This is a genomic window from Aeromonas sp. HMWF016 (genome assembly GCF_963878195.1).
In the GTDB taxonomy this organism is placed as follows: Bacteria; Pseudomonadota; Gammaproteobacteria; order Enterobacterales; family Aeromonadaceae; genus Aeromonas; species Aeromonas lacus.
Genome location: NZ_CAWNWX010000064.1, coordinates 1 through 1164, shown reverse-complemented (window position 1 = coordinate 1164; position 1164 = coordinate 1). Strand labels below are relative to the sequence as shown.

Annotated in this window: 1 protein-coding gene; it reads left to right on the top strand. The window is 51.5% G+C overall.

Annotation, left to right across the window (positions count from 1 at the left end):
* Window positions 1–109 precede the first annotated feature (109 nt).
* Window positions 110–1141: an IS630 family transposase gene (locus tag AACS24_RS09310; RefSeq protein WP_108570626.1), complete on the top strand. Its 1032-nt coding sequence runs from the start codon at window positions 110–112 to the stop codon at window positions 1139–1141.
* The last annotated feature ends 23 nt before the right edge of the window (window positions 1142–1164 follow it).

Below are 1164 nucleotides of genomic sequence, written 5' to 3'. Positions count from 1 at the left end.
CTAAATAGCTGTTCCGAATAGTAGATCACTGGAGGAAGGGAACTCAGTCCAGTTTGTGCGATCTCATTAGTCGCCAAACAAAACAAGCCACACCCAAAGGACTGAGTTGATGCCTATCCTACCACCCCTGCCACGACCACAACGGCGCCGTATTCACAAAATCATCCATGCCACCCGTGATAAAGGGCACGCTCGTCGTTTGATGGCCATCTTGCTGTTACATGAAGGACGCACGATCACTGATGTTCATCACCTTACCGGCGCTGCTCGCTCGACCATCGGCCGTTGGCTTCGGTGGTATCGGGATGAAGGTGTGGGGGCTCTAGAAGCCTTACCGGCTGGCCGTGCCCCAGTCTTACCTGTCGCCAAGATTGCCACCTTACTGGTACTGCTCATGCAGTTTTCTCCGCAAGATTTTGGTTATCAGCGCAGCCGCTGGTGTACCGAACTATTGGCTATCAAAATCAATCGGTTAACAGGCCTCAATATGGCAGCCTCCACGCTCCGCCGATGGTTACCTCGTATGGGTATTGTCTGGCGAAGGCCCGTGCCGACCTTGCGGATAAAAGACCCTGCTTATCAGGAGAAAATGGCGAATATCGACGCAACACTGGCCCGTTGTGATGCCGATAATCCGGTGTTTTATGAAGATGAAGTCGATATAGACCTCAATCCCAAATTAGGGGCCGACTGGATGTTCAGAGCGCAGCAAAAGCGGGTTGTCACACCGGGACAGAACGCCAAACATTACCTGGCAGGCGTTCTCCATGCAGGCAATGGAAGAGTACTTTACGTCAGCGGGATAAAGAAAAACTCATCCCTGTTTATCGCCATGCTGGAAAAGCTGCGCCGCCACTACCGACGAGCCAAAACCATCACGCTGATCCTCGATAACTACATCATTCACAAAAGCCAACAAACCGAGCGATGGTTGAAGAAGAACCCCAAGTTTTGCTTAGTGTTCCAGCCAGTTTACAGCCCTTGGGTTAATCACATAGAACGGTTGTGGCACAAGTTACATGAAACCGTCACGCGCAATCATCAATGCAGAGGAATGGCCAGCCTGCTGGGCCGAGTGAAACACTTCATGGATACCGTGTCTCCTTTCCCGGGGAATGGCTATGGCACAGCGAAGGTGTAGCACTATTGGGATCAGTTATTTAG

Bases quoted from the DNA above. Each gene is read 5' to 3' on its own strand.
- AACS24_RS09310 (WP_108570626.1), top strand. From the start codon at position 110: ATGCCTATCCTACCACCCCTGCCACGACCACAACGGCGCCGTATTCAC.